Below are 23,652 nucleotides of genomic sequence, written 5' to 3' on the forward strand. Positions count from 1 at the left end.
CGTTGGAGCGATTTCCGCCCTCATCCGTGCGCGGAAATCGCTCCAGCTTTTGAGGTCACGCATTTTCTTCACGCGAGCCGGTTTCCACGTCGCTCGAAAATGCTCTAAGGGAACAAGGACATGACCGAACTGGTGCTCGCCAACGCCCGCCTCGTGCTCGCCGGGGAGGTGCGCGAAGGCCACCTGCGCGTGGTGGATGGCCGCATCGCGGAGATCGGCACCGGCGCCGTGCCGGCCGGCGCGGAGGACCTCGGCGGAGACTATCTGCTGCCCGGCCTCGTGGAGCTGCACACCGACCATGTGGAAGGCCATCTCGCGCCCCGCCCCAAGGTGAGGTGGAACCCGCTGGCCGCCGTGCTCGCGCATGATGCGCAGATCGCCGCATCGGGCATCACCACCGTGTTCGATTCCCTGCGGGTGTGGCCGGACAAGCGGGCGGTGGGCATGGATGGCGACGCGCCGGCCCTCATCGCCGCCCTCGACGCCGCCGGCAAGGCCGGGGCGCTCCGGGCCGACCACCGCATCCACCTGCGCTGCGAGGTGGCCACCGACACGGTGGTGGAGGACGCCGCCGCCATCATGGACAAGGCCCGCGTCCACCTCGTCTCCCTCATGGACCACACGCCGGGCCAGCGCCAGTTCGCCAGCGTCGAGCAGTTCCGCGCCTATTACATGAAGAAGAGCGGGGCCACGGCCGAGGAGATGGACGTGATCGTGGCCACCCGGCTCGAATACCACGCGCGCTACGCGCGGCCGAACCGCGCCGGCCTCGTCGCCCTCGCCCGCGACCATGGCTGCGTGACCGCGAGCCATGACGACACCACCCCCGAGCACGTGGCCGAGGCCATCGGCGACGGGGTCGCCATCGCCGAATTCCCGACCTCGGAGGAAGCCGCGCGGCTCTCGCGGGAAGCGGGCATCCGCGTGCTCATGGGGGCGCCGAACCTGGTGCGCGGCGGCTCCCACACCGGCAATGCCTCGGCCGAGGCGCTGGCGCGGGCCGGGCTGCTCGACATCCTCTCCTCCGACTACGTGCCCGGCTCCCTGCTGTGGTCGGCATTCGACCTCGCGCGGCGAGTGCCGGAGATTTCCCTGCCGGAGGCGGTGCAGAAGGTGACCAAGATCCCGGCCGAGGCAGCGGGGCTTGATGATCGCGGGGAGATCGCCTCCGGCCGCCGCGCCGATCTGGTGCGGGTGGCCCCGCTCGGTGATATCCCGGTGGTGCGCAGCGTCTATCGCGAGGGGCGGCGGGTGGCATGAGCTTCGATCCTTCGACCCTTCCGGGGCTCGCGCCCCCGCCTGTGCCGGGGCCGGGCGCGCTCATCCTGGTGGTGGGCCCCTCGGGCGCGGGAAAGGACACGCTGCTGGACATCGCCCGCGCCCGCTTCGCCGGGGAGGGGCGGGTGCTGTTCGCGCGCCGGCTCGTCACCCGTCCGGCCGGGGCGGGCGAACAGCACGGCACCCTGGGAGAGGCGGAGTTCGAGGCCGCCCGCGCAGCCGGGCGCTTTCCCTTGTGGTGGCGGGCGCACGGCCTTTCCTATGCCCTGGGGCCGGAGGTGGCCGAGAAGATCCGCGCCGGCGGGGCGGTGGTGGCGAATGGCTCCCGCGCCACCCTGGAGGAAGCGCGGCGCCGCTTCGCACGGCTCGCGGTGGTGCTGGTGACGGCGCCGCCGGAGGTGCGGGCGGCCCGCCTCGCTGCCCGTGGCCGCGAGGAGGAGGCTGACATCCGCGAGCGCCTGTCGCGCCAGCCGGAGCTGGCGGTGGCGCCGGACCTCGTGATCGAGAATACCGGTACCCCGGAGGCCGGCGGGGCGCGCCTGTGCGATTTCATCTCCGCCGCGCTCGCCTGACGCCAGGGGTGCAGGAGTGCGGCCGAGGGGCTTCTGGCCACGTCCGGGCGAAGCTCGCATGGCGCGGGTCGAGGGCGTGGCCGCTGGCGTGATCGGCGCCCGAAAAAAGAAGCCCGTCCGCCGGTGAGACCGGGCGAACGGGCGGAGGCGGCTTTCATGTGTCAGCGGCGGCCCACCTCGCGTGAGGCGGGACGCCGCTCCCGGCCGGCGGCCCGGGGCGCATCCGGTGAGCTTGCGTTCATCGGATGCGCCGCGGCTCTTTGCCGTCCTGCAAGACCGGCGCTGCCGCCGGGCCTGCCCCTATTGCCGGTAATGCTGGATGCGCGTGGTGCGCAGCCCCGGCAGGCCGTGCCGATCGATGGACGCCTGCCAGGAAAGAAACTCGTCCACCGTGAGCGTGTAGCGCCGGCAGGCTTCCTCCAGGGACAGGAGGCCACCCCGCACCGCCGCCACCACTTCCGCCTTGCGCCGGATCACCCAGCGGCGCGTGTCCGGCGGCGGCAGGTCCGCGATGGTGAGGGGACCACCATCCGGACCGATCACGTACTTCACTCTCGGCCGATACGCATCGGTCATCGTTACGCCACCTGTACTCTGGCCTATACCTGACCAAAGATGAGGGTGGCTGCTGAATATTTCGCTAAAGTATTGGAATTAAATATCATTTACTTGTGTTAAGGGAGGTTGAAGGAAACCTGTCCGGAAAGTAAATGATGCTTGCGGAAGTGTTACCGGCTTCTTCATCATCTGCCGGCGGTGCCGGGGCCCCCTTCCCGGCCCTGCTCCAGACGCAAACGGCCGCCCAGGGGGCGGCCGTCGCAGGTGCGGGAAAGGGGGGGGGTTCACACCATCGGCTCCGGCCTTGGACCCGCGCCGAGTGGGTCTCGCTCAAGCGTCGCGCGGGCTTGGCCAAGGGCCCCTGAATCCCATTCACGGGCCCTTGATGTCACCCCTCGATGCGGTCGAAATCGGCGATGGCGCGGGTGGCGGTGCGGATCTCGTCCAGGAGCTTCAGGCGGTTCTCGCGCAGGGCGGGATTCTCCGCATTCACCGTCACCGCCTCGAAGAAGGCGTCCACCGGGGCGCGCAGGTCGGCCAGCGCCGTCATGGCGGCCTCGAAGTTCTCTGCGGCCAGGGCGGCGGCCACGCGCTCCTTCACGTCGTCCATGGCGGCGGCGAGCTTCTCCTCGGCCTCCTCCTTCAGCAGGGCGGCGCTGGTGGGGCCGGTGTAGGCGCGGCCGTCCTTCTTCTCCTCGATGCGCAGGATGTTCACCGCGCGGCGATAGCCGGCGAGCAGGGTCTTGCCGTCCTCGCTCTCCAGGAAGCGCGCCAGCGCCTTCATGCGCAGCACCAGCTCGAAGAGATCATCCTGGCCGGGCAGGGCGAACACCGCGTCCACCAGATCGAACCGCGCCCCGTTTTCCCGCAGATACACCTTCAGGCGGTCGGCGAAGAAGGAGAGGAGATCGCGCTGCCATTCGCCGCCGCCGGCGGGCAGCCCGCCCGCGGCCGCCGCGGCGATAAGCACGCCGAGCCGCAGTCGCGGCCCGTTCTCCAGGATGATGCGGATCACGCCCAGCGCCGCCCGGCGCAGTGCGTAGGGGTCCTTCGAGCCGGTCGGCTTCTCGTCGATGGCCCAGAAGCCGACCAGCGTGTCGATCTTGTCGGCCAGCGCCACCGCCACCGAGACCGGCGCGGTGGGCACCCGGTCGTTCGGCCCCTGGGGCTTGTAATGCTCCTCGCAGGCGGCGGCGACCTCCGGGGCCAGCCCCTCGCCTTCAGCATAATACCGGCCCATGAGGCCCTGCAGCTCGGGGAACTCGCCCACCACCTCGGTGAGCAGGTCCGCCTTGGCGATCAGCGCCGCCTCTTCCGCCAAAGCGGGGTCCGCTCCCACCTGCGGCGCGATGACCTTGGCGAGCCGGGCGATGCGATCGATGCGCGCGGCCTGGGTGCCCAGCTTCTCGTGGAAGGTGATGTGCTGGAACTTCGGCATGCGGCTTTCGAGGCCGTTGGCCCGGTCCGTGTCCCAGAAGAACTTGGCGTCCGACAGGCGGGCGCGGATGACCCGCCCGTTGCCGGCGACGATGGCGTCCCCGCCGTCGCGCGCCACGAGGTTCGAGATCAGGATGAAGCGGTTGGCGAGCCGGCCCGTCCTGGGGTCCTTCAGCACGAAGCACTTCTGGTTGGCGCGGATGGTGGCGCGGATCACTTCGTCGGGAATGTCGAGGAAGCGTTCCTCGAACGCGCCCATGAGCACCACCGGCCATTCCACGAGGCCGCAGACCTCCTCCAGCAGGCCCTCGTCCTCCACCAGCTCCAGCCCGGCGGCGAGCGCGAGGTCCTTGGCGTCGTTGAGGATGATGGCCTTGCGGCGGTCGCGGTCGGCCACCACCCTGGCGGCCTCCAGCTTCGCCATCCAGTCGTCGAGCCGCTTCACGGTGAAGGGCTCGGGCGCCATGAAGCGGTGGCCGCGCGTGGTGTTGGAAGAGACGATGCCCTCCACCTCGAAGGTCACCACCTCCGGCTCGTCACCCTCGGCGCCGAAGGTGCAGAGGATGGAGTGGAGCGGGCGCACCCAGCGCAGCGAGCCGGTGCCCCAGCGCATGGATTTCGGCCAGGGGAAACTGCGGATGATGTCCGGGACGATCTCGGCGATCACCTCGGGCGTGGGGCGGCCCTTCTTCTCCACCACGGCGACATAGAAATCGCCCTTCTTGGGGTCGGACTGGACCTTGGCCTCGTCGATGGAGGAAAGCCCCGCGCTCTTGAGGAAGCCGGCGAGCGCGGCCTCGGGGGCGCCGACGCGCGGGCCCTTTTTCTCCTCGCGCTGGTCGGCCTGCTTGCCGGGCAGGCCGTGCACGGCGAGGGCGAGGCGGCGGGGCGTCACGAAGGCTTTCGCGCCTTCGTAGAGAAGGCCCCGGTCCACCAGCGCGTCGGTGACGAGCTTGCGCAGCGTATCCGCCGCCTGGGCCTGCATGCGGGCGGGGATTTCCTCGGAGAAGAGTTCGAGCAGAAGATCAGGCATGGCAGCTTTTCAGGCGATCTCGGCCGTCGTGACGACGGTGGCGAAGCGGTCGGCGAGCTCCGCGAGCGCGGTGCGATGGATGTCGTGCGCGGCAAGGTCCGGCCCGCCCAGCGGGTCCGGCAGGGCGCGGGTGGCGACGGCGTCGCCCGCCACATAGGAGACGTAGCCGAGATCGAGTGCGGCGCGCACCGTGCTGCTCACGCACATGTGGGTCATGAAGCCCACGAAGATCACGCTTTTGCGCCCGGTGGCGGCGAGCCGGGGCTGAAGGTCGGTGCCGGCGAAGGAATTGGGCAGAAGCTTTTCCACCACCCCTTCGCCCGGCGCGGGAATGGCGGGCGCCGCGAAGGCGAAGCCGGGCCCCTTGGGATCGAACGGCCCGCCGGAGCCCTCCGCGCCCTTGTGGGCCACGTGGATCACCGGCGCGCCGGCCGCGCGGGCGGCCTCGAGCAGCCGGCCGATGGCGGCAAGCGCGGCCTCCACCCCCTCGAGCGGCAGGAAGCCGTCCACATATTCGCGCTGGGCGTCGATGACCACCACGGCGCATTCGGAGAGGGCCGGCTTCGCCTGCGGCACGCCGGCGAGCTGGAACAGGGTTTTCGCGCCACTCATGCCGCATTCTCCTTCGTTTCAGCCCCGCCGCCGGCGGTCTTGAGCCAGGCCGCGCCGCAGGCCTTGGCCAGCTCGCGCACGCGCAGGATGTAGCTCTGCCGCTCGGTCACCGAGATGACGCCGCGCGCATCGAGCAGGTTGAAGACATGGGAGGCCTTGATGCACTGGTCATAGGCCGGCAGCGCCATCAGGTGCGTCTCGCCGGCGTCGCCGGCGGCGAGATACTTGTTGCAGGCGCTCTCCGCCATGCGGAACTGCTCCAGCAGCATGTCGGTATCGGCATGCTCGAAATTGTGCCGCGAATATTCCTGCTCGGCCTGGAGGAAGACGTCGCCGTAGGTGGTCTTCTCCGCGCCCTCGCGGCCGTTGAAGTTGAGGTCGTAGACGTTCTCGACCCCCTGCACGTACATGGCGAGGCGCTCCAGGCCGTAGGTCAGCTCGCCCGCCACCGGCGCGCACTCGAAGCCGGCCACTTGCTGGAAGTAGGTGAACTGCGACACCTCCATGCCGTCGCACCAGCATTCCCAGCCGAGACCCCAGGCGCCCAGCGTCGGGCTCTCCCAGTCGTCCTCCACGAAGCGCACGTCATGGAGGGCGAGGTCCACGCCGATGGCGGCCAGCGACTTCAGGTACAGCTCCTGGAGATTGGCCGGCGAGGGCTTCAGGATCACCTGGAACTGGTAATAATGCTGGAGCCGGTTGGGGTTCTCGCCGTAGCGCCCGTCCTTGGGCCGGCGCGAGGGCTGCACATAGGCCGCTTTCCAGGGCTTCGGGCCCAGCGCCCGCAGCGTGGTGGCCGGGTGGAAGGTGCCCGCGCCCACCTCCATGTCGTAGGGCTGGAGGATCACGCAGCCCTGGTCCGCCCAGAAGCGCTGGAGGGTCAGCAGCAGGGCCTGGAAGGAGCGGTCGGGCCGCATGTGGGGCGGAAGGGCGGGATCGATCATCGAAAAGCTCGCGAGAAGACGGGCGAACGGGCGCAGGGCCGGAACCGGCCGTCCGCGCCGCCGCGCGGGCGGACACTAGAGCATTTTCGCGCGCAGTGGATACCGGTTCGCGTGAAGAAAATGCGTGGATTCAGGAATCCCGGGCGATGGCCGGTGGCCGCGCCCCTCCCGAAAAAGCAGGAGCCCCGGCGCGGGGGCGCCGGGGCTCCATGGGGCGGGCTGCGGGATCAGCCGCGGGTGCGGGCGCGCACCATGAAGTCGTCGTAGGTGAACTCGACGATCTGCCACCACAGATAGCCGTTGTTGCGAAACACCTTCACGTCGTCCCAGATCTTCTTGAATTCGGGGTTCTTCGCGGAGATCTCGTCATAGAGCGCGTGGGCGGCCTTGTAGGCGGCGTCCAGCACGTCGTTGGGGTAGCGGCGCAGCTGGGTGCCGGCCTTCACCAGGCTCTGGATGGCGATGGGGTTCTTGGCGTCGTAGCTCGCGAGCATGCTCTCGTTGGCGCGGGCGCAGGCGGCGGTGAGCGCCGCGCGGTAGGCCTTCGGCAGCTTCTCGATCTCATCCAGGTTGAAGAAGAAGTTCAGTGCCGCGCAGCCTTCCCACCAGCCGGGATAGTAATAATACTGTGCCACCTTGTAGAGGCCGAGCTTCTCGTCGTCATAGGGGCCCACCCACTCGGCGGCGTCGATGGTGCCCTTCTCCAGCGCCGGGTAGATGTCGCCGCCGGCGAGCTGCTGCGGCACCACGCCGAGCTTGGCCATCACCTGCCCGCCCATGCCGGCGATGCGCATCTTGAGGCCCTGGAGGTCGGCGACGTTCTTGATTTCCTTGCGGAACCAGCCGCCCATCTGGCCGCCGGTGTTGCCGCCGGGCAGCATGTAGACGCCCTGCTTCTTGTAGAAGTCGTTCAGCAGGGTGAGGCCGTTGCCGAACAGGAACCAGGAGTTCATCTGCCGGGTGTTGAGGGAGAAGGGGATGGCGGTGCCGAGCCCGTAGGTCGGGTCCTTGCCCACATAGTAATAGGAGGCCGAGTGGCACATCTCGACGGTCCGGTTCTGGGTCGCGTCGAGGGCCTGCAGGCCCGGCACGATCTCGCCGGCCGCGAACACCTGGATCTGGAACTTGCCGTCGGTGGCTTCGGCCACGCTCTTCGCCATCAGCTCGGCGGCACCGTAAATGGTGTCGAGCGACTTCGGGAAGGAAGAGGTGCAGCGCCACTTCACTTCCGGCATCGACTGGGCGATGGCCGGCATGGCCACGGCGGTGGAGGCGGCGACGCCGGCACCGGCGGCGGTCAGGAAATCACGGCGTTTCATGCGAGGCGGCTCCCTAGGACGTCTTTCGCGACGCGTCCCGTCACCCTGGCTGTCTCACCTTCGGGTGAGTCACGCGGGGCGAGGCGGCATCAAGGACCTGTCTAGAGCGGCCTTCCGCAAAGGGAAAGTATGTTTGCACCGCAAAAACGGTGTTGGCGCACTCAAAAGTGCGCCAACACCACAAATCGCGGAATAAAATTACTCGCGTTACTCGATGACGATGCGCGGCGCGGCCTTGGCGCCGGTCTCCAGGCGGTCGAGCGCGGCTTTCACGCCCGCCGCCACATGGCGATAGGCCGCCGCCTCCTCTCCCTCGGGATCGGACACCAGCACCGGGAGCCCGGCGTCCGACATCTCGCGGATCCGCATCTTCAGCGGGATCTCACCCAGGAAGGGCACGCCGAGCTTGTCCGCCTCCGCGTGGGCGCCGCCGTGGCCGAAGATGTCCGAGCGCCCGCCGCAATGGGGGCACACGAAATAGGCCATGTTCTCCACCACGCCCAGGATGGGCACGTTCACCTTCTCGAACATGGCGACCCCGCGCCGGGCATCGATGAGGGCGAGGTCCTGCGGGGTGGAGACGATGACGGCGCCGGCGAGGTTCACATTCTGCGCCATGGTGAGCTGGGCGTCGCCGGTGCCGGGGGGCATGTCCACCACCAGCACGTCGAGCGGGCCCCACTTCACGTCGCGCAGCATCTGGGTGATGGCGCTCATCACCATGGGGCCGCGCCAGATCATCGGCGTCTCTTCTTCCACCAGGAAGCCGATGGACATCAGCTTCAGGCCGAAATTCTCGAGGGGGATGATGGTCTTGCCGTCCTCCATCTCCGGCTTCTGGCTGAGGCCGGCGAGGCGGGGCAGGGAGGGGCCGTAGATGTCGGCGTCGAGCAGGCCCACCTTCAGGTCCAGGTCGCGCAGGCCCAGGGCGAGGTTGATGGAGGTGGTGGACTTGCCCACGCCGCCCTTGCCCGAGGCCACCGCGATGATGGCCTTCACCCCGGGCACGGCGGTGCCCCTGGGCGCGGCCGGGGCGTGGGCATGGCCGTGAGCCGGTGCCGGAGCGGGCCGCGCGGCGGCGGGCGCGCGCTCGGCGGTGAGCGCCACCAGGGCCGAGGCCACCCCCGGCACGGCGGCGGCGGCCTTCTCGGCGGCCATGCGCACGTCCTCCCAGGCGCGGGCCTGGGCGGGGTCCACGTTGATGGACAGATAGGCCTTGCCGGAGGTGACCACCACGCCGGCGAGGGCGGGGGAGGCGGAAAGGGGCACGCCTTCCGGCGTCCGCACCTGCTTGAGGGCGGCGCGCACGGCCTCCTCGGTCACCGCGGCGGTTTCGGCTGCGCCGTTGTCGGCCATCTCGTCTCTCCCGCGCCGCAGGCCTGCGCCAGCGCCCGGCAGAAGGGCGCCGAGCGCGCGTGCGGCACTCTGGAACCAATCGAATGTGCTCTTGCTTCGCACGATGCGACCCTTATGCAAAGCCTCACTAATGAGCGTTGCTCAAGCAAAAGGCAATTTGCGCGCCCAGGCTTCGGGCGCAAGCAAGATATTGCATGCCGGCGAGACAAAAGGGGCGTTGTCGCTTCACCCGGCCTCCGCCCCGAGCCGCAGGATGCGGGCGATGTCGGCCTTCAGCTCCGGCAGCAGCTCGGCCTCGAAGAAGGGATTGCGCTTCAGCCAGCCGGTGTTGCGCCAGGAGGGATGGGGCAGGGGATAGAGGATCACCGGCCGGGGCAGTCGCGCGCCCTCGGCCCGCACGTCCCGCCACCCCGCCACCGTCTGCGTGAGGCTGGCGCCCACGAGGTGGGGCAGGCCGAGCCGCCGCAGGTGATAGGCCTGCGCCGGCCGGCCCACCGCCAGCACCAGGCGGAACGGCGGCAAGGCGGCGAACAGGGCGTCGTGCCAGGTGGCCACGCATTCGCGCCGGGGCGGCAGGTCGGCGCCCTTGGCGTCCTGGCCGGGAAAGCAGAAGCCCATGGGGGCGATGGCGATACGCGCCACGTCGTAGAATTCGTCCGCGCTCACGCCCATCCAGGCGCGCAGCCGGTCGCCGGAGGCATCGGTGAAGGGCAGGCCGCTGGCATGCACCCTGGTGCCGGGCGCCTGGCTCGCCACCAGGATGCGCGCGGTGGCGGACACCCGCAGCACCGGGCGCGGCGCCTGGGGCAGCGGCGCCCCGCGCGGCGCCTCCACGCACACCCGGCAGGCGCGGATGCGCGCCACGAGGGCGTCGAGCGTGCTGTCAGACATCGAGCACGAGGCCGTCCTCGGCGAGCAGGAACCGGGCGGCGTCCACCTCGTCCCGCCGCGCCAGCATGTCGGCGCCCATGTGGGTGAGCAGCACGCGGCCGGCCGCAAGCTCCGCCCGGCGGGCGGCGAGGGTGCGGTAGGCCATGTGGCCGGGGGGCGGGTTCTCGAAGGCGGAACACTCGCAGATGAAGAGATCGGCGTCGCGCGCGATGGGGCCGAGGGCGTCGGTCCATTCCGTGTCGCCGGAGAAGGCGAGGGTGCGCGCCCTGTCGGTCAGCCGCAGGGCGGTGGCGGGCGCCCCGGCGGAATGGCGCACCTCGGCGGTGGTCAGGGTCAGCGGGCCGAAGGCGGCGGTGGCGCCGGGCGCCACCTCTTCCACCCGCCACGGGAAGCGCCAGGGGGTCGCGCCCATGCCGGGGAACATGGCCTCCATGAGGGTGTCGAGCCGCGCCCGCGTGCCGGGCGGACCGACGATGAGGAGCGGCCGGCTGCGCGGGCGCGCGATCTGGCCGTCGAGGAGGAGGATGGGCAGGCCGCCGAAATGGTCGCCGTGCAGGTGGCTCAGCACGACCATGTCGAGGCGGGCGGTGTCGATGCCCAGCCGGCCGAGCGCCAGCGGGGCGGTGGCGCCGAAGTCGAGCGCGAGCACGCTCTCGCCGGTTTCCACCACGTAGCAGGTGTTGCTGCGCCCGCCGGAGCAGAAGGCATCGCCGCAGCCGGCTACCGTCAATCGCATCGGGTCACGCTTTCATGCTGGGGCGCTGGGAGACGATGTCGCGCCAGCGCCGGATGTGGGTGAGGCTCTCGGGCACCTCGGCGCGGATGGCGCGCATGAAGTCGACGGCGACGACGGCGGTGATGTCGGCCACCGTGAAGCGCTCGCCCGCCACATAGGCGCGCTCCGCCAGCTCCGTGTCCAGGAATTCGAGGAAGGCGGAGATGCGGGGCCGGTTGGCCTCGCCCCATTCGGGCACCTGGGGCACCTCCATGGCCGCCATGGCGGGGTTGAGGTGGCGCAGCACGGCCATGACCGGCGTGAGCAGCTCCAGCTCCACCCGCCGCTGCCACATCTCCACCAGGGCCTGCTCCAGCGGGCTCCGGCCGAACAGGTTGGGCTCGGGCTGGAGCGCCTCGAAATAGCGGCAGATGGCGATGCTTTCGGCGATGACGGTACCGTCGTCCAGCTCCAGCGCCGGCACCCGCTGGCGCGGGTTGAGGCGGGTGAAGGACTCCGCCTTGTGCTCGAGCTTGCCGAGGTCCACCGGCGCCAGCGGCACCGTAATGCCCTTCTCGCTCAGGAAGATGCGCACCCGGCGCGGGTTCGGGGCGCGGGCGGTGTCGTGGAGCTTCATGGCGTGGCGTCTCCTGGCAGGGGTGTCTCTTGGTTGCGTGTCTTTTGGCCGGGGGTCTCCTGGCTTGGGCTTCTCTTGGCTTGGGTGTCCCTTGGCCGTGGCTTCTCTTGGGCGGGGCGTTGCCCGGCGCCTGCCGAGAGATCACGCCGCGCCTCGGCGCGCAAGGACGGTGCGTGCCCCGCTCCCCCCGCGCGGGCCTCAGCCGGCGCGCGGATGGGCGGCGCGGAAGTCGCGCGGCTGCTGGAACGGCCCGGCCCACAGGCCGCGTCCGGCGGCGCGCGCCTGCGCCTCCTCCGCCGTGTAGCCGTGGCGGCCGTAGGAGACGGCCAGCCCCCGTCGCACCATCTCGGCGCCCAGGTCGATTTCGGTCTCCGCGCCGGGGCCGCGGGCGGTGCAGCGGGCCAGGGCGCGGCCATAGGCGTCGTTCCGCTTCGTCGCGCAGGTGAGGGGACCAAGCCGCGCCAGCTCCGCCAGCGCCGTGCGCGCGGCCGCGCCGCAGGGCCAGGAGATGGTGGCGCCGCCCTCCGCGCGCCCGCAGCTCTGGTGCAGCTCGGGCGCGTCGATCCCTTCGAGGCGGATGCGCCGGCCGTCGAGCTCCAGCGTGTCGCCATCCACCGCCCGCGCGGCGCCGGAAAGCGCGCTTCCGCGTTCCATCCACGCCACCGCCGCCGCCAGCGTGGCGAGGAGCGCAAACGCGAGAGCGGTGTCGAGGATGCGCATGCAGCTCCCGTTCCGGCCGCCGGGCCGGTTGTGGTGGTTGACGGGCGAGCCTGGACGGGGGAGCCTTAACGGTTCGTTAACCGCCTTTCGGCGAGGAAACGGAAGATCCGTTGGAAGGTTCATCCACGGCGGCGGCCGGCCTTTGGCGCCGCCGTCCGGGCCAGGGAGCGGCGGGAAGCGCCACAGGTACGCATGCACGGCTCCGTTCGGTTCCGGGTGACCGACACGCCCGGCTCCGCCGCAGGCGCGGGCGGCGTCGCGCCTGCGCGCGGCCTGGTGCTCGCCGGTGGGCTTGCGCTCGTGGTGGGTCTGGGGGCGGGGAGCTGCGCCTTCGTGTTCGGCGGCATCCTTGCGGGCGTCGTCGCCGGTGGCGCGGCCCTGGCAGCCGGCATCGCTCTCGCCGTTCGGGTGTCGGCCGCGGAACGCGAGCGGGCGCGCCTTGAAGCCCGCCTCGCCGCCGCCGAGGCCGGCCGCGCCAAGGCGGAGGCGGAGAGCCTCGCCAAATCGCGCTTCCTGGCGGAAATGAGCCATGAGTTGCGCACGCCCCTCAACACGGTGATGGGCTTTTCCGAGATGATGGCCGACGAGGTGCTGGGCCCCCACGCCGTGCCGGCCTATGGCGGCTATGCGCGCGATATCCTGTCCTCCGGCCGCCACCTGCTGGCGCTGGCCGACGACCTCCTGGACCTCGCGCGCATCGAGAGCGGCCACCGGGTGTTGCTGGAGACGCCGGTGCACCTGGAGCGGCTCGGGCAGGAGTGCCTCGCCATGCTGCGGCCCGATGCTGCCGCCCGCCGCATCACTCTCGCCCAGGAGGCCGGCGGCACGGTGCGGCTGTGGGGCGACGAGCGCGCGGTGCGGCAGATCGCCCTCAACCTGTTGGCCAATGCGGTGAAATTCACGCCCGCGGGCGGCACGGTGCGGCTCGTCACCGGCCGCGACGAGACCGGCGCGCCCTTCCTGGCGGTGGAGGACACCGGCGCCGGGGTGAGCGAGGGCGAGCTGCCGCTGGAGGAGCTGCGCCACCGCGAGAGCCGGCTCGACGTGACCAGCGGGCGCGGGGCGGGCCTGGGGCTCGCCATCGTGCGCGCGCTGGCGGTGCTGCACGGCGGCGAGCTGACCCTGGTGCGCCGCGCCGGCGGCGGCACCCGCGCCCGCGTCACCTTCCCCGCCGGCCGCGCCCTCGGGACGCCGGCATAGCACAGAGCCTCGGGCAAGCCCGTGGCTTCCCGGCCTGCGCCTTTAAGCAAATGCCGCGGTCACGAATGAGATGAAACCGTCCGATCGTCTCCGGAATGAGGCTTCAGGCTCCGGATCGGCAAGTGAAAGCGCCATCATCCCTTCAAGCGAGGCGAAGATCATCTCCGCCAGCTCGCGCTCCGACATCCCGGGCGCGGGCCTTGGCGTCCCGCCGGCCCGGTGCAGGATCCCTGCCAGCCACTGCGTGTTCTGCGCCACGAGCTGCTTCAATTCAGTGGCGCCGCAGGGCGCCTGGAACGCGGGTGCCCGCACCATGACCAGATACAGGCAGGGGCGACGCCCATCGCCCAGCATCTCCGCGAAAAAGCGCCGCATAGGCTTTCAGCCTCCCGGCCAAATCGCCCAGATCCTCGATCGCCCGCAGGCGAATGGCCTGGTTCTCCCGATACTGCTCGAACGCCTGCTGCGCCAACGCCTCCTTGGAGGAGAAGTGGTGGTAAAGGCTGGGCACCTCGATCTTGAGGAACGCCGCGATCTCGCGCATGCCGAGGCCGCTGAACCCGCGCTGCTGGAACAGGCGGATGGCGGCGCCCAGGATGGCTCCCGCGTCAGCGGGGAAGGGGCCTTGGTCGCTGATGCCATTTGGTTCATTCCACGAAGTCGATGCCGCCGTGGTGCGCGACGAACAGCAGCGTCTCTTCCGGCGCAACCGCCTCGTGTTCATCGCTACGCTGCACCTGCAGCACGTCGCCGGCCCGCATCACCACCTCATTGAAGCGGACGGCGCCGTTCAGGACCAGGATCTGCTCCCTCCCGTGGTGGGCGTGCCGGGGAAAGCGGGCGCCGGCCGCGAACCGGGCGAAATAGCCGCCGTCACCCTCGGCGCCGGCCCAGGTCTGGCTGGTCTGAATGCCCGCGATGCCGGTGTCGGACCAATCGCGATTCTTATGCTGCGCCAGGATCATGGGGTCACTCGATCATTGCGGATGATCGCGAGCTCATTCACGTTCATTAGGTAGTCAGGCGCCGCGTGCCGCAGCCATCGGATCGATCTCGCCGTGGCTGACATGGCCGCGCACGGCTGGCCTTGGCCGCCGTCTTTGCGGATCTCTGCTTTTCGGAAAGAACACCCTCCGCGCCCCGTGGTGCCGGGACAGCGAAGCTGTCACGCGGCGAGAGGCGATGCCGCTTGCTCCTGCGGCGACGGGCGGGCCACCCGTGCGGCCGGTCAGATCGCGCCTTCGGCCCGCCATTCGGCAAGCACGGTGTCGTCGCTCTCCTCCGGCGCATGGCGCGCCGCGAGGGCCCGCAGCTCGGCGGGCGGCAGCAGGCGCGCCAGCGCCCATACCGCCGCGCCGCGCACCAAGGGCGAGGCATCGGCGAGCCGGGCGGCGGCCAAGGGGGCGAAGGCCGGGGCCTCGGCACAGCCGGCGGCATTGCCCATGGCGACGAGCACGTTGCGGATGAAGCGGTCGCGCCCCACCCGCTTGACCGGGCTCTTGGGGAAGCGGGCGCGGAAGGCGTCGTCGTCCAGCGCCACCAGCTCCGCGAGGGGCGGGGCGTCGTTCTCGGCGCGGGCGGCGAGCTTCGCCTCATGGCCCGCCACGGCGAACTTGTTCCAGGGGCAGGCCGCGAGGCAGTCGTCGCAGCCGTAGATGCGGTTGCCCACCAGCGGGCGCAGCGGGCGCGGGATGGGCCCCTTCAGCTCGATGGTGAGGTAGGAGACGCAGCGTCGCGCGTCGATCCGGTAGGGGGCGGGGAAGGCGCCCGTGGGGCAGGCGTCGAGGCAGGCGCGGCAGGAGCCGCAATGGTCGCGCTCGGGCGTGTCGAACGGCAGCTCCAGAGTGGTGGCGATGGCGCCGAGGAACAGCCAGGAGCCGAACGGACGCGAGACGAGGTTGGTGTGCTTGCCCTGCCAGCCGAGCCCCGCCGCCGCCGCCAGCGGCTTCTCCATGAGGGGGGCGGTGTCCACGAACACCTTCACGTCGCCGCCTCCGGCCTCAGCCAGCAGCGCGCGGGCGATGCGCTTCAGCCTGGGCTTGATGACCTCGTGATAATCCTCTCCGCGCGCATAGACCGAGACGGCGCCGGCCGCGCGGTCCGCGAGCGCGGCGCGGGGGTCCTCGCGCGGCCCGTAATTGAGGCCGAGCATCACCACCGCGCGCATGTCGGGCCACAGCGCGAGGGGATCGGCGCGGCGTTCCAGGGTTTCGGCCATCCAGGCCATGTCGCCGTGGGCGCCGTCCTCCACCCATTGGGCAAGGCGCCCGCCCGCGGGCAGGCCGGCGCGCGGATCGGCGATGCCGACGGCGTCGAACCCCTCCGCGCGGGCGAGGTCGAGGATGCGCGCCCTGAGCGCCTCCGGGGTCGGCGGGGGCTTCAGAAATCCAGGTCCGCGTAGGTCTTGGAGGGCGGCATGCCCGGAATGCTCTCGTTCAGCAGGGCGCGGAAGGTGGGGCGCGACTTGATGCGCGCGTACCAGTCCCGCGCGTGCTCGTCCTCGTCCCAGGGCACGTCGCCCAGATAGTCCGCCACCGAGAGGTGGGCGGCGGCGGCGAGGTCCGCCTGGCTCAGCCGCTCGCCGGCGAGCCACTTGCGGGCCTTGGCGAGCCAGCCGATGTATTTCAGGTGGTAGCGCAGATTGGTGCGGGCCATGCGCAGCGCGGTGGCGTCCGGCGGGCCGCCGCCCTGCTGGCGGGTCATGTAGCGCTTGTGGATGCGCTCGCGCACCAAAGGCTCGGTGGATTCCACGTACATCTTCTCGTGGAACCAGCTGGTGAGGCGGCGCACCTCCACCCGCTCGCCGGGGTTTTCCGGCAGCAGGCGATGGTCCGCCAGGGCGAGGCCGCGGGTCTCATCCAGATATTCGGCGATGATGGTGGCGCCGGGCACGGAGGCGCACTGCTCCTCCACGACCACGGGCGTCTCGCCGGCCGGATTGAGGGCGAGGAAGCCCGGCCGGCGCTCCCACACCCGCTCTTCCACGAGCTCCGGTTCCAGCCCGTACTCGGCGAGCAGCAGGCGGACGAAGCGGGAATGGGGGCAGAAGGGATGATGGTGCAGATACATGAGGCTTATTCGCCGGGGCGTTCGAGCGCCGCGCGCTCACCCGGCCCCTTCATGTTTAGGGGCGGATTCTTTCCGATTGGTTCCATTCCGGGATCCGTACGCCGCATTGCGGCAGGGCCGGTGGAAATCTCCGCCCGCATCGTGAACGGAACGCCAAACGGCGGCGGATGCGTGCTGTCCCTCGCGGTCTAGAGCCGGCGGCCGCCCGCCGCAAGGGGTTGCGCTGGGGAATGTTTGTGCATGCGGCAGGGGTCTACCGCTTGCCGATGCCGATGGTGGCAGGCGACGCAGCGTCAGGGGTGGCGCGCGGCGTAATCGGAGCTTAATGGCTCTGCGCCAGCATGGCGCGCGGTCGCGCCGCGCCCTTCCGTCTCCCTCCTTCGGATCGTCCTCTCCAATGACCCTCGGCGACATGTTTGAAGCGCTCGTGCTCGGCCTCGTGGAGGGCCTGACCGAGTTCATCCCCGTCTCCTCCACCGCCCATATCCTGCTGCTCGGGCATTTCATGGGCTTCGAGAGCACGGGGCGCACCTTCGAGGTGCTGATCCAGCTCGGCGCGGTGCTGGCCATCCTCACGGTCTATTTCGAGCGCTTCGTGCGGGTGGCGAAGATGCTGCCTTCCAGCCCCGGAGCGCGGCGGTTCGTCATGGGCGTGGTGCTGGCCTTCCTGCCGGCGGCGGTCATCGGGGCGCTGGCCCATGGCTTCATCAAGAGCGTGCTGTTCGAGACGCCGGTGCTGATCTGCTGCACGCTCATCTTCGGCGGCATCGTGCTGCTGTTCATCGACAAGCTGGTGCCCGAGCCGCGCTACAACAACGCCATGGGCCTGCCCTGGCCGGTGGCGCTGAAGATCGGCTTCTGGCAGTGCCTCGCGATGATCCCCGGCATGTCGCGCTCGGGCTCCACCATCGTGGGCGCCATGTTGATGGGCGTCGACAAGCGCGCGGCGGCGGAATTCTCCTTCTTCCTCGCCCTGCCCACCATGCTCGGGGCCTTCACCTACGACCTTTACAAGAACCGCGCCGCGCTCTCTTTCGATGATGGGCTGCTCATCGTCATCGGCTTCGTGGCGGCCTTCTGCGCGGCGGTGATGGTGGTGCGCTCGCTGCTCGATTTCGTGTCCCGCCATGGCTACAAGCCGTTCGGCTGGTGGCGTATCGCGGTGGGCATCGCCGGGCTGATCGGGCTCGCGCTGGTGGGCTGAGCCCCGCGCCCGCGAAGACCAGGGTTTCGGCCCGCCGGGAGCGCTTCCGGCGGGCTTTTTCGTGCGGCGAATCCGGGCGAAGGCCGGGGCCCTCAGGCGGGCTCCACCTTCAGCACCGTCCCGTCCACGCCCACCACCCGCACGTCGGTGCCGGCCGCCGCGTCGGGCCCGGCGACGCGCCACACCGTGTCGTCGATGCGCACGCGGCCAGTGCCGCCCATGATGGGCTCTTCCAAGGTGAACACGCGGCCCACGAAGGACTGCGCCCGCCGGTTCAGGAACGGCCGGTCGGAAGCCTTGCCGGGCGCGGGCGAGACCTTGCGCCCCACCAGCACCGCCACCACCGCCAGCGCGGCAAAGGCCAGCACCTCCCCCTGCCAGGGCAGGTCCGCCACATAGGAGAGGGCGCCGGTGGCCAGGGCCGCGAGGCCGAGCCACAGCAGGAAGGCGCCGGGCACCGCGATCTCGGCCACCAGCAGCGCGCCGCCGAGCACGAACCAGGCCCATGGCCCGAGGCCGGAGAGGAGGCTCATGACGGCCTCACGCCGCGGGCGGGTTGGCCGGCCCGGTGGGGCGCGACCGGCGGGGCGGGGGCTGGACCTCGGACCCGAAGGCGCTGCGGGCGATCTCGCCGATGCCGGCGAGGGAGGAGATGAGCGCGGTGCCCTCATAGGGCACCAGCACCACCTTCTGGTTCGGCGCGGCGCCCAGGGTCTCGAACGCCTTCACGTATTTTTCGGCGATGTAGTAGTTGAGCGCCGCCGGATCGCCGCTCGCCACCGCGGCGGAAAGCACTTCGGTGGCGCGGGCCTCGGCCTCGGCGAGGCGCTCGCGCGCTTCCGCGTCGCGGAAGGCGGCCTCGCGCCGGCCCTCCGCCTCCAGGATCTGGCTCTGCTTCTGGCCCTCGGCCTTCAGGATCTCGGACTGCCGCATGCCCTCCGCCTCCAGGATGGCGGCGCGCTTCTCGCGCTCGGCCTTCATCTGGCGGGCCATGGCGTTCACGAGGTCGGTAGGGGGCACGATGTCCTTGATCTCGATGCGGTTGATCTTGACGCCCCAGGGAGCGGCCGCCGCATCCACCACCGCCAGCAGCCGCACGTTGATCTCGTCGCGGTGGGAGAGGAGCTGGTCGAGGTCCATGGAGCCCATGACGGTGCGGATGTTGGTCATGGTCAGGGCGAGGATCGCCCGGTCGAGCCGGGCCACCTCATAGGAGGCGCGGGCGGCGTCGAACACCTGGAAGAAGGCGACCCCGTCCACCGAGACGGTGGCGTTGTCCTTGGTGATGACCTCCTGGGTCGGCACGTCCAGCACCTGCTCCATCACGTTCACCTTGTTGCCGATGCGGTCGATGAACGGGACGATGAGGTTGAGGCCGGGGGAGAGGGTCTTGGTGTAGCGGCGGAAGCGCTCCACCGTGTATTCGTAGCCCTGCGGCACGGTCTTCACCCCGGCGAAGACGATGGCGATGGCGAGCACCAAGAGCACGATCACGAACAGGTTCGGGCCGATCTCGATCATGGGGCCTCCTCTGGCTGCCTGCCGCGCCCCTGCCGATGGGGGAGGCGCGCCGGCGGGCGCAGTCGAGCATGGGCCCGCCACGCCCGCAAGAGCGCGATGGCGCAGGCCGGCGGTAATCCGGAATGAGGTCGGGAACGAAGCGCGATCCTCCCGTGTGCGCCGATTCGGACGGGTTTCGTTCGCCCTTGGTGCCGCTGCGGCGTCAGGCGGTGTCCCGAATGGGGACGCGGCGCGGGCCGTGATTCGGGCGCGGTTCGTTCTTGTTTTCTTCTCGTTTGCGCAGGGGCGGTCCCGGAGTGGGACGCGTGGGCGCGATGCCCGGCGGCGCGCCATTCGTTCGGCTCCGGCCTTCGACCGCCGCCGAACGGCTTCGCTCACGCGCCCGCTTCGCGCCCTCAGTCGGGCGAGACCGCGAAGCGCAGCAGCACGGTGCGCTGGATGGGGCTGAAATTATCGTCGGAGATCATGGTGAGCAGGGTCTCGCCGGCCGCGCCGGTGGTGACCGCGAGGCCCTCCATGTTGTCGATCTCGTAGCCGCTGTCGAAGGTGCCGAGCACGGTGCCGGTGAGTACCGCCCCCGGCTTCACCTCGGCGAGGGAAAAGCGGCGCAGCTGCATCAGCACCCCCGTGGCGAGGGAAAAGTGCCGCTCCAGCAGGTACATGTCGCCGTTGGACGCGATCGCGAGGTCGGTGGCGTTGAAGGGCGGGCTCTTGGTGATGGTGAAGCGCCCGGGCTCGGCCCCGCCGATGATGAAGCCCGGCAGGTCCTCGCCCTTGCGCATGCCATCCTCGCCGATGCCGATGAGCGCGCCCTTGAGAGGGCCGGACAGCACGTAGGCGAGGCTTTCGAGGCCGAGGTTGTTGCGCAGGTCCTTCACCATGGGGGCGGGCACGCGGGTGCCGTCCTGCCCCATCGGATCGCGCGGGTAGCGCCAGATCTCGTTCACGTCCTCCATGCCCACGTAAACGGCATCGGGCGCGATGGTGATGGACTCGCTGTCGCCGCGCCCGCGCTGGGCCTGGAGGCGGCCGGCATCGTCCTTGAGGGCGGCGGCGGTCACGTCGGAAAGGCCCACCGGCCGGTCGCCGTCCACGTCGAGGCGGCCGGAGAGGAACACCCCGGCGTCGGTGACGGCGAGGAAGCGGTTGTCCTGCCCCAGGGTGAAGCCGGAAATGCCGCCGAATGCGGGATAGGTGGACTTCAGCACCAGCCCGCCGCGGAAGCTCAGCGGGCCGAAGCGGGTGCCGTCCTCTCCCACCTTGAAGCGGGTGATGGGCGTCGCCGTGACGGTGAGCGCCTCCGGCTGCTCGGGCAGGGCCGTGGGCTTGGAGATGGCGGTGGAGACCAGTTCCACCCCGCCCAGCGCAAGCACGAACGCTCCGGCCACGGCGCAGCCGGCGATCCGCGCGAAGCGGCGGCGGGAGAGGTCCCCCATCAATGCACCCTGCGGCCGCGCGCCGGCGCGGCCGGCTTCTCCGCGAACAGCTCGGCGAGCTTCTCGGTCATCACCCCGCCCAGCTCCTCGGCATCCACGATGGTGACGGCGCGGCGGTAGTAGCGCGTCACGTCATGGCCGATGCCGATGGCGATCAGTTCCACCGGCGAGCGGGTCTCGATCTCCGTGATGATGTGGCGCAGGTGCCGCTCCAGATAGTTGCCGGGGTTCACGGAGAGGGTGGAATCGTCCACCGGCGCGCCGTCGGAGATCATCATCAGGATGCGCCGGGCTTCCGGGCGGGCGAGCAGGCGCTTGTGCGCCCAGTCGAGCGCCTCGCCGTCGATATTCTCCTTCAGCAGCCCCTCGCGCATCATCAGGCCCAGGCTGCGCCGGGCGCGCCGCCAGGGGGCGTCGGCGGCCTTGTAGATGATGTGCCTGAGGTCGTTGAGGCGGCCAGGGGCCGCCGGCTTGCCGGCCGCGAGCCACGCCTCGCGGGACTGGCCGCCCTTCCAGGCGCGGGTGGTGAAGCCGAGCACCTCCACCTTCACCCCGCAGCGTTCCAGGGTGCGGGCGAGGATGTCGGCGCAGGTGGCCGCCACCGTGATGGGCCGGCCCCGCATGGAGCCGGAATTGTCGATGAGCAGCGTCACCACGGTGTCGCGGAAGTCGGTGTCGCGCTCGCGCTTGAAGGAGAGGGCGGCGGTGGGGTCGGTGACCACGCGGGACAGGCGCGCGGGGTCCAGCACGCCCTCCTCCAGGTCGAACTCCCAGGCCCGGTTCTGCTGGGCCAGCAGGCGCCGCTGCAACCGGTTGGCGAGCCGCGCCACCACCCCCTGGAGATTGGAGAGCTGCTTGTCCAGATAGGCGCGCAGGCGGGTGAGTTCCTCCGGGTCGCAGAGGTCCTCGGCGTGCACCTCCTCGTCGAACTTGGTGGTGAAGGCGTGGTATTCCGGCCCGCGGTTGTCGTGTGTCACGGGGGGGCGGGGCTGCCAGGGCTCGGCGGCCTCGTCGCTGTCGCCGGGCTCGGCGCCCTCGGGCATGTCGTCGGGCGGGGCCGCCTCCGCGTCGATCTCGCCGAGGGGGAGCTCCTCCTCGGAGAGCTGGGCCTCGGCGTCGGAGGCGCCCTGCTGGCTCTCGTCCTGCTTGGACTGGCCCTGCTCGGCGCCCTCCTCCTCGGAGCCGCCCTGGTTCTCGTCGTCCTCCTCGTCGCTCTCGGTGTCGAGGGCGGAATCCTCGCCCATGTCGAGGGAGGAGAGGATGTGGCGCGCGATCTCGCCGAACCGCTTCTGGTCGCCGATGGAGGCGAGCATCCGGGTGAGGTCCTTTTCGGCCCGCTGCTCGATATAGGGCCGCCACAGGTCCACCAGCTTCTTCGCGTCGCGCGGGGGCGCCTCGCCGGTGAGGCGCTCGCGCACCAGCAGGGCGAGCGCGTCCTCGATGGGGGCCTCCGAGCGCTCGGTGATGTCGGCGAGGTTGGCGCGGTGGTAGCGGTCCTGGAGCATGGCCGCGATGTTGTGCTTGGTGCCGGGCATCCGGTTGGCGCCGAGCGCCTCCACCCGCGCCTGCTCCACCGCCTCGAACACGGCCCGCGCGGTCTCGCCCGCCGGCAGCATTCGGCGGTGCACGGCGGCATCGTGGCAGGCGAGCTTGAGGGCGAGCGCGTCGGCCTGCCCGCGCACGATGGCGGCGTCATGGGCGGTGAGGCGGCGCGGTGGCTCCGCCAGCCGCACCCGGCCGGCGGCGAGGCCGGGCCGCTCGCTGGTGAACGTCACCTCGAACTCGGCCACCCCCGCGATGGCCTTGAAACAGCCGGTCACCGCCCGCTTGAACGGCTCGACGGACGCTTCCGCTGGCGTCTTTGCGGGGGTGCGGTTGGTGGGGGCCATGGCGCGGCTCTCTATTTAGAGCGCCCTCCGCGCGCAAAGGCTCGCGGAAGCAGCTATAATATATTGATATTACGCATTTTCTTCACGCGAACCGGTGCCCGCTTCGCTTGAAAATGCTCCAGCTCTCGTCACGCGGGGCCGGGCGTCGGCCGCAGGGGCCGGCGCCCGGGGGATGGGCATCCTCAGGAGAGGGCGACGTTCACCGTGCTCTCGGTCAGCTCCTGGCCGAAGCAGCGCTGGAAGAACTCGGCGACCAGGGGCCGCTCCAACTCGTCGCACTTGTTGAGGAAGGTGACCCGCAGCGCGAAGGCGATGTCCTTGAAGATGTCCGCGTTCTCGGCCCAGGTGATGACCGTGCGCGGGCTCATGACGGTGGAGAGGTCGCCGTTGATGAAGGCCTGCCGGGTGAGGTCGGCGAGGCGCACCATGCGGTTCACCGTGTCGCGCCCTTCCTGGTTCTGGAAGTGCTTGGCCTTGGCCAGCACGATGTTCACTTCCTGGTCGTGGGCCAGGTAGTTCAGCGTGGTGACGATGGACCAGCGATCCATCTGCGCCTGGTTGATCTGCTGGGTGCCGTGGTAGAGGCCGGTGGTGTCGCCGAGGCCGATGGTGTTGGCGGTGGCGAACAGCCGGAAGGCGGGGTGGGGACGGATGACCCGGCTCTGGTCGAGCAGGGTGAGCCGGCCGGAGGATTCCAGCACGCGCTGGATGACGAACATCACGTCCGGCCGGCCGGCGTCGTATTCATCGAACACCAAAGCGATGTTGCTCTGGTAGGCCCAGGGCAGGATGCCGTCGCGGAACTCGGTCACCTGCAGCCCGTCCTTCACCACGATCGCATCCTTGCCGATGAGGTCGATGCGCGAGATGTGGCTGTCGAGGTTGATGCGCACGCACGGCCAGTTGAGCCGCGCGGCCACCTGCTCGATGTGGGTGGACTTGCCGGTGCCATGGTAGCCCGTAACCATCACGCGGCGGTTATGGGCGAAGCCGGCGAGGATGGCGAGGGTGGTCGGCCGGTCGAACAGATAGTCGGGGTCGAGGTCCGGCACGTGCTCGTCCGGCTCGGAATAGGCCGGCACCTCCATGTCGATGTCGATGCCGAAGGTCTGGCGCACCGACACTTTCATGTCCGGGGTGGGGCTCAGGGTCTCGGTGCCGCTCATAAGTCCTCCGTGGGCGGGTGCTGTGCGCCCTTCGCGTCTGAAACTCAGCCCGGCAGGCTCGACCGAAGCGGCCTTCCGGGCAATATGAAAAATGT

At 70.4% G+C, this 23,652-nt stretch carries 24 protein-coding genes; 4 read left to right on the plus strand and 20 right to left on the minus strand.

Annotated features, from left to right (window positions below; genetic code table 11):
- The first annotated feature begins 120 nt into the window (after positions 1-120).
- Together V5F61_RS05125 and phnN are read left to right on the plus strand one after the other, a co-directional pair.
- The gene (locus V5F61_RS05125) at positions 121-1,260 is read left to right on the plus strand and encodes an alpha-D-ribose 1-methylphosphonate 5-triphosphate diphosphatase (RefSeq protein ID WP_393987620.1); all 1,140 of its coding nucleotides are present in this window, start codon (positions 121-123) and stop codon (positions 1,258-1,260) included.
- Entirely contained in the window at positions 1,257-1,850 is a 594-nt protein-coding gene (phnN, locus tag V5F61_RS05130) for a phosphonate metabolism protein/1,5-bisphosphokinase (PRPP-forming) PhnN (RefSeq protein WP_393987619.1), read from the plus strand. The genes V5F61_RS05125 and phnN overlap by 4 nt, the downstream gene beginning before the upstream one ends.
- Positions 1,851-2,150: 300 nt before the next feature.
- Here the strand turns inward: phnN and sciP are convergent, their stop codons facing one another.
- The 10 genes from sciP to V5F61_RS05180 all read right to left on the minus strand — a co-directional run bounded on the left by sciP (position 2,151) and on the right by V5F61_RS05180 (position 12,072).
- On the minus strand, positions 2,151-2,426 hold the full coding sequence (sciP, locus tag V5F61_RS05135) for a CtrA inhibitor SciP (RefSeq protein ID WP_138397733.1): 276 nt from the start codon (positions 2,424-2,426) through the stop codon (positions 2,151-2,153).
- Positions 2,427-2,796: 370 nt separating this feature from the next.
- Positions 2,797-4,878 (minus strand): glycine--tRNA ligase subunit beta, encoded by a 2,082-nt coding sequence (glyS, locus tag V5F61_RS05140; RefSeq protein ID WP_393987618.1) that lies wholly within the window; start codon positions 4,876-4,878, stop codon positions 2,797-2,799.
- A 9-nt stretch (positions 4,879-4,887) separates the two neighbouring features.
- Positions 4,888-5,490, minus strand: a complete 603-nt coding sequence (locus V5F61_RS05145; RefSeq protein ID WP_393987617.1) for a cysteine hydrolase family protein — start codon at positions 5,488-5,490, stop codon at positions 4,888-4,890.
- A complete protein-coding gene (locus V5F61_RS05150; protein WP_393987616.1) occupies positions 5,487-6,434 on the minus strand; it encodes a glycine--tRNA ligase subunit alpha in 948 nt (315 codons plus the stop codon). Before V5F61_RS05150 ends, V5F61_RS05145 begins: the two co-directional genes overlap by 4 nt.
- A gap of 227 nt (positions 6,435-6,661) precedes the next feature.
- The gene (locus tag V5F61_RS05155) at positions 6,662-7,753 is read right to left on the minus strand and encodes a TRAP transporter substrate-binding protein (RefSeq protein ID WP_393987615.1); all 1,092 of its coding nucleotides are present in this window, start codon (positions 7,751-7,753) and stop codon (positions 6,662-6,664) included.
- A 207-nt stretch (positions 7,754-7,960) separates the two neighbouring features.
- The gene (locus V5F61_RS05160) at positions 7,961-9,109 is read right to left on the minus strand and encodes an Mrp/NBP35 family ATP-binding protein (protein WP_393987614.1); all 1,149 of its coding nucleotides are present in this window, start codon (positions 9,107-9,109) and stop codon (positions 7,961-7,963) included.
- A 225-nt stretch (positions 9,110-9,334) separates the two neighbouring features.
- Positions 9,335-10,000 carry a uracil-DNA glycosylase family protein gene (locus V5F61_RS05165; protein ID WP_393987613.1) on the minus strand — a complete coding sequence of 222 codons (666 nt, stop codon included), beginning with the start codon at positions 9,998-10,000 and terminating at the stop codon, positions 9,335-9,337.
- Positions 9,993-10,736: an MBL fold metallo-hydrolase gene (locus V5F61_RS05170; protein ID WP_393987612.1), complete on the minus strand. Its 744-nt coding sequence runs from the start codon at positions 10,734-10,736 to the stop codon at positions 9,993-9,995. The genes V5F61_RS05165 and V5F61_RS05170 overlap by 8 nt, the downstream gene beginning before the upstream one ends.
- Before the next feature lie 4 nt (positions 10,737-10,740).
- Positions 10,741-11,352 (minus strand): glutathione S-transferase, encoded by a 612-nt coding sequence (locus V5F61_RS05175; protein WP_393987611.1) that lies wholly within the window; start codon positions 11,350-11,352, stop codon positions 10,741-10,743.
- Positions 11,353-11,550: 198 nt separating this feature from the next.
- Positions 11,551-12,072, minus strand: coding sequence for a thermonuclease family protein (locus V5F61_RS05180; protein WP_393987610.1), 522 nt, complete (start codon positions 12,070-12,072; stop codon positions 11,551-11,553).
- 192 nt (positions 12,073-12,264) lie between these two features.
- Here V5F61_RS05180 and V5F61_RS05185 point away from each other — a divergent pair, with 192 nt between their 5' ends.
- The gene (locus V5F61_RS05185; RefSeq protein WP_393987609.1) at positions 12,265-13,272 is read left to right on the plus strand and encodes a sensor histidine kinase; all 1,008 of its coding nucleotides are present in this window, start codon (positions 12,265-12,267) and stop codon (positions 13,270-13,272) included.
- Positions 13,273-13,314: 42 nt separating this feature from the next.
- Here V5F61_RS05185 and V5F61_RS05190 read toward each other — a convergent pair whose 3' ends face one another.
- From V5F61_RS05190 to V5F61_RS05210, 5 genes are all read right to left on the minus strand, one after another.
- On the minus strand, positions 13,315-13,530 hold the full coding sequence (locus V5F61_RS05190) for a hypothetical protein (RefSeq protein WP_394104014.1): 216 nt from the start codon (positions 13,528-13,530) through the stop codon (positions 13,315-13,317).
- Between the two features lie 13 nt (positions 13,531-13,543).
- A complete protein-coding gene (locus V5F61_RS05195) occupies positions 13,544-13,996 on the minus strand; it encodes a TetR/AcrR family transcriptional regulator (RefSeq protein ID WP_393987607.1) in 453 nt (150 codons plus the stop codon).
- Entirely contained in the window at positions 13,920-14,237 is a 318-nt protein-coding gene (locus V5F61_RS05200) for a cupin domain-containing protein (RefSeq protein ID WP_393987606.1), read from the minus strand. Before V5F61_RS05200 ends, V5F61_RS05195 begins: the two co-directional genes overlap by 77 nt.
- Before the next feature lie 263 nt (positions 14,238-14,500).
- On the minus strand, positions 14,501-15,655 hold the full coding sequence (gene queG / locus V5F61_RS05205; RefSeq protein ID WP_393987727.1) for a tRNA epoxyqueuosine(34) reductase QueG: 1,155 nt from the start codon (positions 15,653-15,655) through the stop codon (positions 14,501-14,503).
- Positions 15,652-16,341: a glutathione S-transferase family protein gene (locus V5F61_RS05210; RefSeq protein ID WP_393987605.1), complete on the minus strand. Its 690-nt coding sequence runs from the start codon at positions 16,339-16,341 to the stop codon at positions 15,652-15,654. Before V5F61_RS05210 ends, queG begins: the two co-directional genes overlap by 4 nt.
- 412 nt (positions 16,342-16,753) lie before the next feature.
- On the opposite strand from V5F61_RS05210, the gene V5F61_RS05215 reads away from it, so the two are divergent.
- Positions 16,754-17,545, plus strand: coding sequence for an undecaprenyl-diphosphate phosphatase (locus V5F61_RS05215; RefSeq protein ID WP_393987604.1), 792 nt, complete (start codon positions 16,754-16,756; stop codon positions 17,543-17,545).
- A 92-nt stretch (positions 17,546-17,637) separates the two neighbouring features.
- On the opposite strand, the gene V5F61_RS05220 is transcribed toward V5F61_RS05215, so the two are convergent.
- The 5 genes from V5F61_RS05220 to cobS all read right to left on the minus strand — a co-directional run bounded on the left by V5F61_RS05220 (position 17,638) and on the right by cobS (position 23,557).
- Positions 17,638-18,078, minus strand: a complete 441-nt coding sequence (locus tag V5F61_RS05220) for an NfeD family protein (RefSeq protein ID WP_393987603.1) — start codon at positions 18,076-18,078, stop codon at positions 17,638-17,640.
- A gap of 7 nt (positions 18,079-18,085) precedes the next feature.
- The gene (locus V5F61_RS05225) at positions 18,086-19,066 is read right to left on the minus strand and encodes an SPFH domain-containing protein (protein WP_393987602.1); all 981 of its coding nucleotides are present in this window, start codon (positions 19,064-19,066) and stop codon (positions 18,086-18,088) included.
- Between the two features lie 395 nt (positions 19,067-19,461).
- Positions 19,462-20,502: an esterase-like activity of phytase family protein gene (locus tag V5F61_RS05230; RefSeq protein WP_393987601.1), complete on the minus strand. Its 1,041-nt coding sequence runs from the start codon at positions 20,500-20,502 to the stop codon at positions 19,462-19,464.
- Positions 20,502-22,391: a cobaltochelatase subunit CobT gene (gene cobT / locus V5F61_RS05235; RefSeq protein WP_393987600.1), complete on the minus strand. Its 1,890-nt coding sequence runs from the start codon at positions 22,389-22,391 to the stop codon at positions 20,502-20,504. The genes V5F61_RS05230 and cobT overlap by 1 nt, the downstream gene beginning before the upstream one ends.
- Positions 22,392-22,573: 182 nt before the next feature.
- Positions 22,574-23,557, minus strand: a complete 984-nt coding sequence (gene cobS / locus V5F61_RS05240) for a cobaltochelatase subunit CobS (protein ID WP_393987599.1) — start codon at positions 23,555-23,557, stop codon at positions 22,574-22,576.
- Positions 23,558-23,652 lie beyond the last annotated feature (95 nt).

This window comes from Xanthobacter sediminis (assembly GCF_043195015.1).
GTDB lineage: Bacteria > Pseudomonadota > Alphaproteobacteria > Rhizobiales > Xanthobacteraceae > Xanthobacter.

Coding starts and splice junctions, on each gene's coding strand:
- V5F61_RS05150 (WP_393987616.1), bottom strand. CDS start 6,434: ATGATCGATCCCGCCCTTCCGCCCCACATGCGGCCCGACCGCTCCTTC.
- cobT (WP_393987600.1), bottom strand. CDS start 22,391: ATGGCCCCCACCAACCGCACCCCCGCAAAGACGCCAGCGGAAGCGTCC.
- V5F61_RS05200 (WP_393987606.1), bottom strand. CDS start 14,237: ATGATCCTGGCGCAGCATAAGAATCGCGATTGGTCCGACACCGGCATC.
- cobS (WP_393987599.1), bottom strand. CDS start 23,557: ATGAGCGGCACCGAGACCCTGAGCCCCACCCCGGACATGAAAGTGTCG.
- V5F61_RS05195 (WP_393987607.1), bottom strand. CDS start 13,996: ATGAACACGAGGCGGTTGCGCCGGAAGAGACGCTGCTGTTCGTCGCGC.
- V5F61_RS05170 (WP_393987612.1), bottom strand. CDS start 10,736: ATGCGATTGACGGTAGCCGGCTGCGGCGATGCCTTCTGCTCCGGCGGG.
- sciP (WP_138397733.1), bottom strand. CDS start 2,426: ATGACCGATGCGTATCGGCCGAGAGTGAAGTACGTGATCGGTCCGGAT.
- glyS (WP_393987618.1), bottom strand. CDS start 4,878: ATGCCTGATCTTCTGCTCGAACTCTTCTCCGAGGAAATCCCCGCCCGC.
- V5F61_RS05145 (WP_393987617.1), bottom strand. CDS start 5,490: ATGAGTGGCGCGAAAACCCTGTTCCAGCTCGCCGGCGTGCCGCAGGCG.
- V5F61_RS05180 (WP_393987610.1), bottom strand. CDS start 12,072: ATGCGCATCCTCGACACCGCTCTCGCGTTTGCGCTCCTCGCCACGCTG.
- V5F61_RS05125 (WP_393987620.1), top strand. CDS start 121: ATGACCGAACTGGTGCTCGCCAACGCCCGCCTCGTGCTCGCCGGGGAG.
- V5F61_RS05185 (WP_393987609.1), top strand. CDS start 12,265: ATGCACGGCTCCGTTCGGTTCCGGGTGACCGACACGCCCGGCTCCGCC.
- V5F61_RS05175 (WP_393987611.1), bottom strand. CDS start 11,352: ATGAAGCTCCACGACACCGCCCGCGCCCCGAACCCGCGCCGGGTGCGC.
- V5F61_RS05165 (WP_393987613.1), bottom strand. CDS start 10,000: ATGTCTGACAGCACGCTCGACGCCCTCGTGGCGCGCATCCGCGCCTGC.
- V5F61_RS05230 (WP_393987601.1), bottom strand. CDS start 20,502: ATGGGGGACCTCTCCCGCCGCCGCTTCGCGCGGATCGCCGGCTGCGCC.
- V5F61_RS05225 (WP_393987602.1), bottom strand. CDS start 19,066: ATGATCGAGATCGGCCCGAACCTGTTCGTGATCGTGCTCTTGGTGCTC.
- V5F61_RS05210 (WP_393987605.1), bottom strand. CDS start 16,341: ATGTATCTGCACCATCATCCCTTCTGCCCCCATTCCCGCTTCGTCCGC.
- V5F61_RS05220 (WP_393987603.1), bottom strand. CDS start 18,078: ATGAGCCTCCTCTCCGGCCTCGGGCCATGGGCCTGGTTCGTGCTCGGC.
- V5F61_RS05160 (WP_393987614.1), bottom strand. CDS start 9,109: ATGGCCGACAACGGCGCAGCCGAAACCGCCGCGGTGACCGAGGAGGCC.
- V5F61_RS05155 (WP_393987615.1), bottom strand. CDS start 7,753: ATGAAACGCCGTGATTTCCTGACCGCCGCCGGTGCCGGCGTCGCCGCC.
- V5F61_RS05215 (WP_393987604.1), top strand. CDS start 16,754: ATGTTTGAAGCGCTCGTGCTCGGCCTCGTGGAGGGCCTGACCGAGTTC.
- phnN (WP_393987619.1), top strand. CDS start 1,257: ATGAGCTTCGATCCTTCGACCCTTCCGGGGCTCGCGCCCCCGCCTGTG.